Annotated in this window: 9 protein-coding genes; 6 read left to right on the top strand and 3 right to left on the bottom strand. The window is 69.0% G+C overall.

What is annotated here, in order from left to right; all coding sequences use genetic code 11:
• Positions 1-208 precede the first annotated feature (208 nt).
• Both WME95_RS48995 and WME95_RS48990 read left to right on the top strand, forming a co-directional pair.
• Positions 209-1,132: a nucleoside hydrolase gene (locus WME95_RS48995; protein WP_437906047.1), complete on the top strand. Its 924-nt coding sequence runs from the start codon at positions 209-211 to the stop codon at positions 1,130-1,132.
• Between the two features lie 158 nt (positions 1,133-1,290).
• Positions 1,291-2,457: a hypothetical protein gene (locus tag WME95_RS48990; RefSeq protein ID WP_437906046.1), complete on the top strand. Its 1,167-nt coding sequence runs from the start codon at positions 1,291-1,293 to the stop codon at positions 2,455-2,457.
• A 63-nt stretch (positions 2,458-2,520) separates the two neighbouring features.
• Here the strand turns inward: WME95_RS48990 and WME95_RS48985 are convergent, their stop codons facing one another.
• Entirely contained in the window at positions 2,521-3,933 is a 1,413-nt protein-coding gene (locus WME95_RS48985; RefSeq protein WP_437906045.1) for a CotH kinase family protein, read from the bottom strand.
• Positions 3,934-4,149: 216 nt separating this feature from the next.
• Here WME95_RS48985 and WME95_RS48980 point away from each other — a divergent pair, with 216 nt between their 5' ends.
• Both WME95_RS48980 and WME95_RS48975 read left to right on the top strand, forming a co-directional pair.
• A complete protein-coding gene (locus tag WME95_RS48980; protein WP_437906044.1) occupies positions 4,150-5,832 on the top strand; it encodes a DEAD/DEAH box helicase in 1,683 nt (560 codons plus the stop codon).
• 178 nt (positions 5,833-6,010) lie between these two features.
• The gene (locus WME95_RS48975) at positions 6,011-7,387 is read left to right on the top strand and encodes an AAA family ATPase (RefSeq protein ID WP_437906043.1); all 1,377 of its coding nucleotides are present in this window, start codon (positions 6,011-6,013) and stop codon (positions 7,385-7,387) included.
• A gap of 94 nt (positions 7,388-7,481) precedes the next feature.
• On the opposite strand, the gene WME95_RS48970 is transcribed toward WME95_RS48975, so the two are convergent.
• Entirely contained in the window at positions 7,482-8,030 is a 549-nt protein-coding gene (locus tag WME95_RS48970; protein ID WP_437906042.1) for a hypothetical protein, read from the bottom strand.
• Positions 8,031-8,224: 194 nt separating this feature from the next.
• Between WME95_RS48970 and WME95_RS48965 the strand changes: the two genes are divergently transcribed.
• The gene (locus WME95_RS48965) at positions 8,225-9,421 is read left to right on the top strand and encodes an FAD-dependent monooxygenase (protein ID WP_437906041.1); all 1,197 of its coding nucleotides are present in this window, start codon (positions 8,225-8,227) and stop codon (positions 9,419-9,421) included.
• 155 nt (positions 9,422-9,576) lie between these two features.
• Complete coding sequence (locus WME95_RS48960) at positions 9,577-10,149, top strand: hypothetical protein (protein ID WP_437906040.1); 573 nt, start codon at positions 9,577-9,579, stop codon at positions 10,147-10,149.
• Between the two features lie 58 nt (positions 10,150-10,207).
• On the opposite strand, the gene WME95_RS48955 is transcribed toward WME95_RS48960, so the two are convergent.
• Entirely contained in the window at positions 10,208-12,652 is a 2,445-nt protein-coding gene (locus WME95_RS48955; protein ID WP_437906039.1) for a cellulose binding domain-containing protein, read from the bottom strand.
• Positions 12,653-12,663 lie beyond the last annotated feature (11 nt).

Here is a 12,663-nt window from a genome sequence, read left to right as displayed (position 1 = left end):
GGGAGCGGTCACAAGCGCAAGGACCTTTCCCTCCGCGCACGCCCCTCTCGAGGCGTGCTCAACGACGCGTCGGGGCCACGCTTACCCGGCATTTGCGCCCTTGCGTCCTTGGGCCTTTGCGTTGAAATTCTCCTCCTCGCCGCGCGCCGGACCCCCGCCGGGATCGCCGGCGCGCGACCCACCCCTCCGCGCCCGCAAGGAGCTCTTCATGGCACGAACGCGCGTTCTCCTGGATCACGACGGCGGCGTCGATGACTACCTCGCGATGCTGCTCCTGTTGACGATGGATCACGTCGATGTCCTCGGCGTCGTCGTCACCCCTGCCGACTGCTACATCGAGCCCGCCGTCAGCGCCACGCGCAAGATCCTCGATCTGGTGGGCCGTCACGACGTGCCCGTCGCCGAGAGCACCGTCCGCGGGCTCAACCCGTTTCCGCCCATCTTCCGGCGCGACGCCTTCTGCATCGACAAGATCCCCGTGCTGAACGAGCGCGAGGAGATCCTCACCCGGCGCGTCCCCGAGGCCGGCCAGGCCTTCATGGCGAGCGCCCTGCGCGCCGTCCCCGAGCCCGTGACGCTCCTCGTGACCGGGCCGCTCACGACCGTCGCCGCCGCGCTCGACATCGATCCTCACATCGAGAGGAACATCCGCGAGATCGTCTGGATGGGCGGCGCGCTCAACGTGCACGGGAACGTGCAGACGGCCTTCGAGAGCGGGCAGGACGGCTCCGCCGAGTGGAACGTCTACTGGGACCCGATCGCCGCCGACCGCATCTGGAAGACCGCCATCCCGATCACCCTCTGTCCGCTGGACATCACGAACCTCGTCCCCGTCACCCAGGCGTTCCTCCGCCGCCTGTCCCGCCAGCGCCGATACCCCCTCTCCGACCTCGCGGGCACCTGCTACGCGCTCGCCGGCCACCAGGACTACTTCGCGTGGGACGTGCTGACGACCTCGTACCTCGGCAAGCCGGAGATGTTCACCCTCCGCGCCTGGGAGACGGAGATCGTCACCGCGGGCCCGTCGCAAGGGCGCACCAGGGTCGTGCCCGGCGGTCGCCCGGTGCAGGCGCTCGACCAGGTGGATCTCGAGCAATTCTACGGATATCTCTTCTCCCAATGGGCGAGGTGACACAGGGCGGCTGGCACAGGTTGACATCGCGGTCATATCCGCGACGCGCGCGGGTGCCCGCGAGGACCTCGCGGCGGTCGAGCGAGTCGCCGTCGGCATGGTATCTGCACACGCCCGCACGAAGCTGACCCGGTCGGGTCGATCGAGGAGGAACTTCGATGCATTATTCTCGCTTCACCGCATTGACACTCGCCGTCATGGGAAGCCTGGGCGCTCTCGGGATCTCCCGTCCGAGCTCCGCCTGCACGCCTGTGCCGGACGGGCGCTACGTGTACGACGCATCGACCGCCATGCCGCTCGACGGGGTCATCGTGGTCCGGGTCAGCTGCTATTCGAACTGTCCGGAGAGCGCGCCGGTGCTCCTGGTGAACGACAAGATCACGGGCGAGGCCATCAGCGGCACCCTGGAGGAGGTCGCCGAGATCGCCGAGGTCGTCGCCGGCCAGCGCGAGAGCGTGCTCGCCTTTCGCCCCGCGGCCCCGCTCGTCGAGGGCCATACCTACCAGATCGCGCTCGAGGGAGAGCAGCGCGGCACCGTCCCCTGGGAGACCCGGGCCAGCGCAGCTGTCGACATGGACGTGGGCGCCATCCCCGTCGAGACCTGGGTCGGCGTGCAGGAGCGCTGGCGCGGCGAGGCGAGCTGCTGTGTCGCCGACCTGGGATCAGCGAGCTGCGGTCCGCACGAGCGCTGCGTGGCCGAGGAAGTGGAGCGCTATGTCACCGTCTCCCTCGATCTGACCGGGGAGGAAGACAGCGGCGTGCGCCAGTACGTGCAAATCGTCACCTTCTCGAGCCCGGACGGGAAGGAGCTCGACACGCAGACGTTCTGGGACGGGAACCCGAGCCATACGTACGACGTCGCGGCCACGGAGTACTGCTACCAGATCACGTACAAGAGCCTCATCGACGGCACGACCGTCGAGACGGAGCGCGCCTGCGTTCCGCACGGCGACGCGGGCGCGACGGGCGTCTTCCCGGCCGACCCGGCGCAGATCGCCGCGAACATCGGGGCGTGCTCTTCTCCGCCCCAGGGCTTCGAGGAGGCCTGGTGCAGCGCGAGGGCGGCGTTCTGCGAAGAGGCCCCCCACCTCTGCGCCGACAACGACGTGAGCTCCTGCGAGGCCCCCGATACGGGTGCCGGCGGCTCGGGGGGATCCGGGGCGGGTGGTGGCGGTGACTCTCCGGAGGACCCGGATGGTGATCACGTCAGAGTCGGCTGCTCGGTCGGCGCGGGCAGCGGCGCCTCGTCCGGCTGGGCGCTGCCCGCGATCGGGCTCGCGCTGTCCCTCGCGAGCCGCGCGCGGCGGCGTCGCGACCGCCGCTGAACGGACCCAACGCACCATCGCAGTCGGCCCGGCGCGGCGCGAAGCCTCCCGATCCGGGCGGCGCTACCTGGCCAGATCCTCGCGCAGCGCGTCCGGGCGCTCGCGGATGGTGTCGAGCAAGCTCTGGAAGCCCCGCTCGAACTCTCTCTGGGAGTATTCCTTGCGCGGGTCGGCCGCGACCTGTTCGCTGATCTGCTCGTAGTAGCTGCTGGCGAGCCCTTCGAGGTCGGCGCTCTCGTACGCCTCGATGATGCTCTCCACCGCGCCGCGGTAGGCGGTCACGCAGCTCGGGCTCTCCAGGCAGCGCCGGAAGATGAGCCCCGTCGAGATCGCGCCGTTCGGGAAGTCCCCCTGGCGCGCGAGCTCGAACAGCGCGATGTGGGGCTTGCCCGAGTCGCGGAAGGGCTTCATCGAGAGGTCCATCCCCCACGGCAAGAAGACGAACTTCCCGGAAGCGGGATCGTTGTAGATACGAAAGTTGTTCGGATAAAAGACCGTGTAGGCGTACATATCCCACTGATTCACAGCGGCCTCGGCCGCGGTGAAGCGCAGGAAGTGATCGGTGTCGAGCGAGCCGCCGATGTCCTCGAGGAACGTCGCGCTCTTCGCCGTGTCCACGGCGGCGATCAGCGCAGCGAGGTCCGTGCGGTCGTTCGTGGCCTCGTTGGTCTCGAGATCGAACTTTGCTTCGGCGCCCGGCACGAAGTCGACCTGCCCTTCTTCGTACAGGTTTCCGTCGTTGCTCGCGAACCAGCGCGAGAGGAAGGTCGTGTCCTCGGCTTCGACGTTGGCATACACGCCATAGAACTCGCCGTTGACGTACACGAGCGCGCTGTTGCAGCGCGGGGCGGGCAAGCCGGCGTGGCGGAAGAGGTCGTACGCCAGGCGCTCTGCGAGGAACGACGGATCTTCGACCATGTTGTTGAGCGTCATGCGCTCGAGGCCGAGGAAGGTCTGGTCGTCCACGAACTCGTCGAACTTGAGCTTGAACGGCGCCTTTTCGTCGAGGCCGCGGAAGCTGCCTTCGCCCTTGATGCGCAGCCCGATGTTCGAAACGGTGATTGTCCCGTAGCGCAGCGTGGCCGAGACGTACTCGTCCTGGAGCGGATCGTCCGGGCCCGACACCTGCTGCAGGGCTTGAACCGACTCCGGGGGCAGCTCGATGTCGAAGCGCGGCAGGTTGGTGCGGTCGTAGATCTCGGCGCTGAGATCAGGACCGCCGCCTGCTCCGCCCGACCCGCGCCCACCCGCCCCCGTCTGGCCCGTCCCGGCGCCGGCCCCTCCGCTCGAGCCCGCCTGGCCCCCGCTGCTGCCCGTCGTCCCGCTGTCGCCGGCGCCAGCGCCGGTTCCGCTGCTCCCCTCTCCCGCTCCGGCCGCTCCAGGTCCCGCGGGCTCGGAGCAAGCGACGACAAGGCCGCACAGGGCCGAGGCTAGCAGTGCTGTCGGCACACAGCCGACGAAGGTCTCGATGCGCATGACGACACACCCAGGGCGAAGAAGAAGGACACCGTTCGTGAAAATGTGTTCGCCTACATGGTCGATGTCAATTCCAATCAACCCGGCCGCGGGGCTCCTCGCGGGCGCCACGTCGAGAGGAGGTTCGCTCGTTGCATGGCGTGCGGGAGCCGCCGATCGCCGATGAGCACGGACAGGGGTTCCGGGCTATGGTGCGCGACGCCCACGCGAGAGCTCATGACCACCCCCGCGACCGCCTCAGCACCGATGGGCCCCGGCGCCCCCGCCCTCCGCCCTTACCAGCGCGCCGCCGTCGAGGCCGTCCTCGCGGCCCGCAGGCGCGGCGTCCGGCGCATGGTCGTGTGCCTCCCCACCGGCGCTGGCAAGACGGTCATCTTCTCCCATCTCGCCCGCCTCGCCAGGCGGCAGGTCCTCGTGCTCGCCCACCGCGAAGAGCTCCTCTTCCAGGCCAAGGACAAGATCGAGCGCGCCCTCGCCGGACAGGCCACGGTCGCCGTCGAGCAGGGCGAGCTCCGCGCCCCGGCGGACGCGCGCGTCATCGTCTGTTCCATACGCTCCCTCCACGAGAAGCGGCTCGAACAGGTCACCGGCGGCCGCGACATCGGCCTCGTGATCTACGACGAATGCCACCACGCGCCCGCCGACGACAACCGCCGTGTCCTCCGCCAGCTCGGCGCCTTCGACCCCGCGTGGACAGGCACCCTCCTCGGGTTCACCGCCACGACGGCCCGCGGCGACGGCAAAGGCCTCGACGATGTCTTCGAGGCGATCGTCTACAGCCGCTCCCTCACCGAGATGATCGCGGACGGCTACCTCGCCCCCCTCACCGGCTACCGCGTCGCCACCGCCACCGACCTCTCCCGCCTCGACGCCGGCGGACTCGACTTCGCCACGGACGAGCTCGAGGAGGCCGTCGACCTGGAGGAGCGCAACGCGCTCGTCGCCCGCTCCATTCAAGAGCTCGCCCGCGACCGCCGCACCATCGCCTTCTGCGTCACGGTCGCGCACGCCAGGAACCTCTCGAAGGCGCTCAACCACCTCGGCGTCCGATCCGCCTATGTCCACGGCGACATGCCCTCCGACCTCCGCGGCCGGATCCTCGCCGATTTCCGGGAAGAGCGCGTGCAGGTCCTCACCAACGTCGCTGTCCTCACCGAGGGCTTCGACGACCCCGGCGTCTCTTGCATCGCCATGGCCCGCCCCACCCGCTCGGACGGGCTCTATGCCCAGTGCGTCGGGCGCGGCACGCGCCTGCATCCAGGCAAGAAGGATTGCCTCATCCTCGATTTCGTCGACCTCTCCTCGCTCCAGCTGTGCACGCTGCCCTCGCTCTTCGGCATGCCCCGCGACCTCGATCTCGAGGGCAGGGACGCTTCGGAGGCGAGCCGCTTCTTTCGGCAGGTGACCTTCGATTACCCCGGGTTCGAGGTCGAGGCGGGCCGCATCACGCTGCGCGAGATCCAGGAGCGCGCCGCGCACTTCGATCCGCTGAGCCTCCGCGTCGACCCCGAGGTGATGGCCATCTCGCGCAATGCGTGGGCCTCTCTCGGCCGCTTCGGGCTCGCGCTCCATTACGAGAGGAGGCCTGGCACGCTCAGCGAGGTCGTCGTCCTCGCCCGCGGCGCTCGCGGGAAGCGGTGGCACGTCCTGCTGGACGGAAGGCAGGTCGAGCGCTTCTCCACCCTCGAAGAGGCGGTGGCCGCGGTCGATTACGAGGTCGCGCGCCGCGGCCCCGCGGCCGGGGCCTCGGCGCGCCACGACGCGGCATGGCGCAGGGCAAAGGCGCCCGTGCCCCTGCCGGCCGAGCCGCCGAGGGGTTATCCCCCGCCGAGCACCATGGAACAGGCGATGATCCTCGCGGTGTGGGCGAGGGTCACCGCGCCGCGCGAGCAGCGCTGATCAGGAGCGTCATCGCGACGCGGAAACCCATCTTCGCCGTCGCGTTCCCGGCCCTCGTCGCCGGCGCCTTCCGCCTTCCTCGGCCGGCGCCTTCCCAGCCGCCGCCCTCTTCACCGGCGCCTCGCCCCATTTCCGCCTCGGCCTTTCAACGCCCGACGGCATGACGTAGAGTGCGGTCATGTCATTCGGCATGAACGTCCTCCGGAAGCTCATCGAGCTCGCCCACGAGCGAGTCAGCAAGGACGAGTCCGTCATAAGAAAGAAGCTTCGCGATCACTTCGCGCAGGATCCCGCAGCGCTTCCCATCGTGGAGGCGAGCTTTGCGGAGTACGACCGGCCGAACGTCCAGATCGCGCTCGACGCGATGCTGGGAGAGGGGGGACGATCGCACGCGCTCCTCGGGCTCACTGGACGCGATTCCTACAACCGCATTCGGCTCGGGCAGCTCGCCACGGCGACGGAGGCGGGCCTGTTCGAGGGCGGTCCCACCATCGGCCCCGTCGAATACAAGACCGTCGATCTCGATGCAGGCCAGAAGGTCTCATGCATGCAATGCGGCCTTCTCCTCGTACACGCCCCCGAACGCCTCGCCGTGCTGGTCAGCGGCAGCGAGAGACCATGGGACGGCGGCCTCACGGTGAGCGTCATGGCGCCGGAGCGCGAGGCGGGAGAGCGCTTCCTCGCAAGGCTCCGCCGGACGATGCTCGAACGCAACGTCTACCGCGGCAAGGTGGTGTCGCTCGACCAGGTGGACCGCAGCGCCATCGGGGTGAGCTTCCGTCCATTGCGACAGGTCGGAGAGGGGGACCTCATCCTGCCGGGAGACCTGCTCCAGCGCATCGAGCGCTGTACGATTCGCATTTCAGAGCACGCGCGCTCCCTCCTCTCCGCGGGCCGGCACCTGAAGCGCGGCGTTCTGCTGCACGGGCCTCCGGGAACCGGGAAGACGCTCACAGCCATGTATCTCGCGAGCCGCATGGAGGGGCGGACGGTCATCTTGCTGACGGGCCGTTCCCAGGGCCTCATCCGGCAATCGTGCGCCATGGCGCGCTTCCTCCAGCCCGCCACCGTGGTGCTCGAGGACGTGGATCTCGTCGCGGAAGATCGCACGCGGCCGGACCAGTCGTGCAATGGGGTGCTCTTCGAGCTCCTGAACGAGATGGATGGCCTCGGGGAAGACGCTGACGTCCTGTTCCTCCTGACCACGAACCGTCCGGATATCCTGGAGCCCGCGCTTGCATCCCGACCCGGCCGCGTCGATCTCGCCATCGAGGTGCCGCTTCCGGATGGCGAAGGCCGCCGCCGGATGTTCGAGCTCTACGGACGCGGGCTGACGCTCAAGGGGGTCGATCTGCCCCGGTGGATTGCGCGCACCGAGGGGGCGAGCGGCGCCTTCATCCGCGAGCTGCTTCGCAAGGCGGCGGTCTTCGCCGCCGAAGAGGGGCAGGAGATCGTGGTGCACGATCGGCACCTCGACGACGCGATCCGGGAGCTCGTGCTGTGCGGCGGCGGCCTCACGAAGAGCCTTCTCGCGGCGCAGAAGATGATCGAATGAGGGTGATCGCCCAGCCATCGCCATGGGCACGGCCGCTCGCGGCTCGCGATGATCATCGACAGCTACCTGGCGAAGGAACTCGGGCCGCGGACGCTCAAGCTCCCCTCTTTGCGGTCGCCTTCCCGCCCCTCTTAGCAGCCGCCTTTTCCGCCTTCTTCACCGGCGCCTTCTTCACCGGCGCCTTCTTCGTTGCCGCCCTCTTCGCCGGCGCCTCGCGCCGCTTCCGCCGCTCTCCCGGCACCTTCCCGATCCGCGGATCGCCTGCCTCGATGAGCGCGCAGGCCCGCAGCGCGGCTTCCTCGAAATCGGGCGCCTCCGCCGGGAGCACCTGCCAGCCCGTCACCCCGCTCCCGAGCACCTCGATGCTCCTCATGTTCGGGAACTCAGGGCGCAGGGCCGCGTGGTGCTCCTCCGTCGTGGCGAGCCAGACGCCGTTGTCCTGCGCGGGCGCGGGCTTGTCGCGCAGGATGAGGACGATCTTGTCCTCTACATAGACCGCCAGGCAGCCGAACATCGGCCGCGTCTCGGGCCCGAGCGGGGCGAGTGCGTCGAGCACGAACTCGTGCGGTACCGGCTTGCGCTTCCTCGCGGCGAACACGTCGTCCGCCGGCGCGACTCGGCTGCTCCCGCTGCGCTTGATCATGGCGACCAGGATAGACGAAGCGGCGGCCGAACGCACCGCCAGGCCGGCGCCCGCACGACGCCCCGAGGAGACCCGAGGGCTCGAGCCCCGCCGAGCGGACCCCGACGCCGCAGCCCGGCGATGCTCCAGCCGCCGTGAGGCTCCGTCGAACCGGACGGGGTTGACACCTGCCCCGACCCGGTGACACTCCACCGGTGGAACATCGGAAGGTCCTGATCTCGGGTGCGAGCATCGCCGGTCCCGCGCTCGCCTTCTGGCTTGCGCGCTACGGATTCCGACCCGTCGTCGTGGAACGCGCCACCGCACTCCGGCTCGGCGGGCAGAACATCGACGTCCAGGGCGCGGCGCGGAAGGTCGTGCGCCTCATGGGGATCGAAGGCGACATCCGAGCCGCCACGACAGGGGAGCTGGGGCTCCGCTTCGTCGACGAACACGACGTGACCAGGGCCGAGTTCCCCGCGGAGACCTCGGACACCGGTGGGTTCACGAAGGAGCTCGAGATCCTCCGCGGTGACCTCGCCAGGATCCTCTACGACCGCACCCGAAACACGACGGAGTACGTCTTTGGCGACCAGATCACGGGCCTCCGGGACCACGGCGACCGGGTGACGGTTTCGTTCGAGCATGGCACGGCGCGCGAGTTCGACCTCGTGGTCGCCGCCGATGGCATCCGCTCGCGAACCCGTACGCTCATCGTCGGCGATGAGCCCAGGATTCGCCCGCTCGACCTGTATGCCAGCTACTTCACGATTCCCCGCGGAGCGTCCGACGGCGCCTGGGCTCGCTGGTACCACGCCCCCGGCGGGCGATCGATACTCCTGCGTCCAGACAACACGGGGACCACCCGGGCGTCGCTCTGGTTCCTGTCGCCCCCGCGCGGCTATGAAAGGTTGAGCGTCGCCGAGCAGAAGGCGGTCCTCGCGCGCGTCTATGCCGACGCCGGCTGGGAATCGCCGCGGGTGCTCGCGGCGCTGGCAGACGCCGAGGACGTCTATTTCGACGCGGTCAGCCAGGTCATGGCGCCACGCTGGTCCCACGGTCGCGCCGCGCTGGTGGGTGACGCCGCGTACTGCCCGTCGCCTGTCAGCGGGATGGGCGCGAGCCTCTCTCTCGTCGGCGCTTACGTGCTCGCGGGAGAGCTGTCGCGGCACGCCGGCCATCGAGACGCCTTCGCGGCCTATGAAAAGCTCATGCGCCCCTATGTCGATCTGGCCCAGAAGCTCCCGCCAGGCGTCCCCTGGATCGCGCACCCGAAGTCGAGGCTCGGGGTCTCGCTCCTTCACCGGGTGCTCTGGCTCGCTTCCACTCCCCTGTTGCAGCGCCGTGAGGGATGGTTCGGCTCCTCCGCGGCCGACAAGATCGAGCTCCCCGATTACTCGAACGGAGGCTGACAGCCGCATGACCCTGGCGGCAGATCTCGCCGCGACTCTTGACGAACGCGGCCGCGCAAGCAAGCCGTGCTGCCGGCCGCGCGTCGAGCCGCAGCGACACCGCAGAGCGTCGGCTGGAGCGAGCACGCTGTATTGCCGAGCAATGGAGTCACAACATGGGCGTAGACTTCACCGCCATCGTCGACCATGGCCTATCCTCGGATGAGCTGTATGAACTGCCACGCGCGCTCAACGCTGCTTGGGCACTACCACCCGCGCTCCGTCCATGGGTGCAGGAGTGGGTCCGGGCTGGACGAGCCTCCTGGGGATGGAAGCTGAGCGAGCTCAACTCGAACGCCGCCGAGGAGCTATTCAACGAGGGCTACGTGTCGATGGATGGCCCGGACGGGTTCCATGCCTTTGTCCACAGGAGATTGATCGAGTTCACGCATCTGGCGCGATGGTCGTCATTTCTTCACGAGCGTGACGTGCGGCAGGGTCTGCGAGAGTCCCTTCGGCTATTGTCGACGGTGGTCCGAGCGAGCATGGTCATCTACCTACCGGACAGCGGCTTCAGGCCGTCAGAAGCGTCCGACCTGCTGTTCGAAGACGCCGGCGCTGGCGACGTGAAGAAGTGGCTGGAGACGAACGTCGGACCATCGATGGCCGACGCGGGGAGCCTCCTCGAGGTAGACGACGACTCCGCAGAGACCGCCTACTTCATCGAGGAGGTCAATCCAGGTCGTTGATGTCGATGAACCAGGGGATGAACGCGCCGAGTGCAGGCCAGGGCGCGCCGCCTTCGGCTCAGGGAGCGAGCGCCGTCTTGTCGAGGTGACCGAAGTCCCAGGCCACGGAGGAGCCTGGACCGTAGTCGACCATCACCGGCTCCTGCGCGGCGAGGCGGTCGAAGGCGGCGCGCGGGAGCATGAATTGAACGGTGTGGAGATCGCCGTTCGGATGGCGAGCCGCGGTGCTTCGCTCGGCGCCGACGGTGAGCACCAGGTTGGTGGCGCGGAGGTCGAAGAACTCGGCGCTGGTGAGCGTGAGCTCGACAGCGTCGGATCCGCTGCGCCTCACGCTCTGGATTGCGTTGCCCGCCGTGATCCGCCGCTGCTCGGGGAGGGACGTCCCTGCGGCGCGCGCACGGGCGCTGGGCGACGCTGCGCTCGACGCAACGGAGGCGAGCTGCCCCGACGCCGCCAGGGCCTCGGTGGTGGCACGGGTCGCGCGGATGTTCGCCAGGTACAGGCTGCTTCCGTCGAGCGTGGTGGTGAAGGTCAGACGAACCCCGCGCACCGACGCGAGCGTGGCGCCGCTGAACGCGGACAGCGGAATGCGCGCGGTCGGCAGCGTGGTGCCGCCGCGCGGCGGCGGACCGAGATCCAGGAACTCATCGATGGCGACGGCGCTCGACCGGGTATCGTCGGCGTTCACGAGCTCCACGAGGAACGACGCCTCGGTCGGGTCGGAGCTCCAGCTGCGGTCGGCGCGAAGATCGAGGGTGTCGTACCCCGTGAGATCGAAGCCCGTGCCTGCGGCGGACCAGTTCGACTGGAAGAACGTCGCGCTGCCCGCGGCCACGTCGTGGATCCAGGCGCCCGAGAGCGAAGGGTCGTGCCCGCTCAAGGGCGTGTGCTCCACCGAGAGGGTGCCGCCGGTCGTGTTCGGCAGTCCGTAGGAGCTCGTGCCTGTCGGATTGATGAAATCCTCGAGCATCAGGCTGTCGGCGGAGCCGCCGCCCGGGTGATAGCCGCGGCGGACGCGGTACGGGACGTCCGGAAAGGGGAAGGCGGGGTCGAACAGGGCGTTCGCGGCCTCGTCGCGCTCCGCGCCCACGTTGGCGGTGAAGAACTGAACGGCCGCCAGGCGACCCGTCTCGCGCTGCGCCGGCGAGCCGTGCTCCAGCGGATCGAAGAGCTCCTCATGGTCGATGCAACCCGTGATCCCGCCGCTGTTCCCGTCCGCGAGCTGCCACTCGCTGTTGTAGTAATTGTGATTGGCGCCCCACACATGATAGAAGGACTTGGAGAGGGGCTCCGGCTCGGAGATGCTCATCATGCGATCGAACGGGCGCATCCCGGGCAGATCGCTCAGGTCCCAGTCGCAGGCCGGAAGGATCACGTTCCAGGCCGTCTGGTCAGCGTTCAGGCGCTGGCCGTTCTGGCCCTGATCGGTCGGGCCGATCTCGAAGATCCCGCGGATGCTCACGGGGCTCTCTATCAGCGCAGGCCAGGGGCTGCCGCTCCGGCGGTACTCGTTGTAGGCGAACCGCACGGCCTCGCCGCCGCGCGAGTGCCCCAGCAAGCCCACCTGGTCGAAATCGATGCGATCGAGCAGATCCACGCCGAGCTCCGGGGGCGTCGGCTCGGCGCCGCTGTCCCAGCGGCTCAGCCGCTCCAGGTGGCGGAGCAGCAGGCGTCCGCGCGGCCCGATGACGAACTCGTCGCTGGGCGAGCCCGACGCGGCATGGATACCCCGGTTCGTGTTGATGGACACGACGAAATAGCCGCGCGCGGCGAGGTCCGCGGCCATGTAGTCGTAGCCGCGATGGTTGGGGACGACGACGTAGTTCGCCGGGCACGTCCCCGTCGCGGCATACTGGTTGTTGTTGTCTGTGCGAGGATTCACGCCCGTGCCGCACGTGGGGTGATTCCCGTGCATGAACACGAGCAGCGGATACTGCTTGCCGGCCTCGAGGCTCGTCGGGCGGTAGAAGGACGCCCAGAGCTCGGTCGCGTAGTCAGGGCTGACCATCGCGTCGATCGCGGCCGGGAACTTGTACTCCGCGATCGCCACGCCGCTGCCCATCGGCGGCAGGTCGCTGCTCACCGACAGCACGACCGGCTCGATCCCCGGGCTCGGGATGCTGGCGCAGAACCCGAACTGGCGGCTGCCCGACGGGGGGATCGCCGCATTGCTGCCTTGGGGCGTGACCGTAATCTGACCCGTGCTCCCGCTGAACGTGCCATCCCAGGACGAGAAGATGGCGCCCGGGCCGACGTCGAGCGCGACGCTCCACGTCCCCGTCGTGGCGCTCGGGTGCTGGTTGCTCACCACGATGTGCGCGCAGTACCCCTGACCCCACTGCGAATCGATCACGCGATCCGCGCTGATCCCGTTCGCGCCCTGAAGCGCGGCCTGCGATGTGCCGATCGGCTCTGTCGAGCCGTCGCCGCATGCCGGCAGCAGCGCCAGCGCTGCTGCCGCCGCCCACGTGTTCCATCTGCTCTGGAAGCTGAAGTTGTGCATGGTTCTTACCC

The sequence above is a fragment of the Sorangium sp. So ce327 genome, from assembly GCF_051530205.1.
Taxonomy (GTDB): Bacteria; Myxococcota_A; Polyangia; order Polyangiales; family Polyangiaceae; genus Sorangium; species Sorangium cellulosum_B.
Note: the sequence above shows the minus strand (reverse complement) of the source record. Positions and strands in the feature narration are given on the sequence as shown.

Excerpts from the sequence above, each read along its gene's own strand:
- WME95_RS48995 (WP_437906047.1), top strand. The coding sequence starts at position 209 with ATGGCACGAACGCGCGTTCTCCTGGATCACGACGGCGGCGTCGATGAC.
- WME95_RS48990 (WP_437906046.1), top strand. The coding sequence starts at position 1,291 with ATGCATTATTCTCGCTTCACCGCATTGACACTCGCCGTCATGGGAAGC.
- WME95_RS48985 (WP_437906045.1), bottom strand. The coding sequence starts at position 3,933 with ATGCGCATCGAGACCTTCGTCGGCTGTGTGCCGACAGCACTGCTAGCC.
- WME95_RS48980 (WP_437906044.1), top strand. The coding sequence starts at position 4,150 with ATGACCACCCCCGCGACCGCCTCAGCACCGATGGGCCCCGGCGCCCCC.
- WME95_RS48975 (WP_437906043.1), top strand. The coding sequence starts at position 6,011 with ATGTCATTCGGCATGAACGTCCTCCGGAAGCTCATCGAGCTCGCCCAC.
- WME95_RS48970 (WP_437906042.1), bottom strand. The coding sequence starts at position 8,030 with ATGATCAAGCGCAGCGGGAGCAGCCGAGTCGCGCCGGCGGACGACGTG.
- WME95_RS48960 (WP_437906040.1), top strand. The coding sequence starts at position 9,577 with ATGGGCGTAGACTTCACCGCCATCGTCGACCATGGCCTATCCTCGGAT.
- WME95_RS48955 (WP_437906039.1), bottom strand. The coding sequence starts at position 12,652 with ATGCACAACTTCAGCTTCCAGAGCAGATGGAACACGTGGGCGGCGGCA.